Consider the following 524-nt stretch of genomic DNA (forward strand, 5'->3'; position numbering starts at 1 on the left):
CCAGCCAACCGAAGATGCAATAGGCAAGTGCCGACTGCAGGCCCATGAACAGCGTCACCTGCCAAGCCAGGCGATCGCGCCAGAGACCAACGACGCGAAAGCCCCGATGACTGACCTGCCGACGGCTGCCCAGCGCCTGCGGAATCCAGATCAAAAGCACGACCAGTGTAGGCACCGCCCAGGCAGCAAGTGCCCCGGACCATGAACCGGTGACAAAATGCTCGATCGGCAGTGTGAAGCCGGCGGCGGCCGCCGAGCCGGCACAGAGCGCCATGGTGTAGAGCCCGGTCATGACGGCGGCCTTGTCGGCGAAATCTCGCTTCACCAAGCCCGGCAGCAGCACATTGCCGATGGCAATGGCGCCGCCGGCAAGGAAGGTGGCGACAAACAGCAGGGGAACCGTACCGAACCAGCGCAGGCCGGTTCCCAGCACCAGCAAGGTGAGCGCCCCGAGCAAAGTGCGCTCGGCTCCATAGCGCTGGGCAAGTCTTGGCGCGAAGGGCGCGAACAGACCCAGGCACAGA

1 pseudogene is annotated in these 524 nt (G+C 65.1%); it reads right to left on the reverse strand.

What is annotated here, in order from left to right:
* Positions 1-524, reverse strand: a pseudogene (locus EN914_RS37855) (MFS transporter); the annotation flags it as partial.

Source organism: Mesorhizobium sp. M7A.F.Ca.CA.001.08.2.1 (assembly GCF_003998455.1).
GTDB classification, from domain to species: domain Bacteria; phylum Pseudomonadota; class Alphaproteobacteria; order Rhizobiales; family Rhizobiaceae; genus Mesorhizobium; species Mesorhizobium ciceri.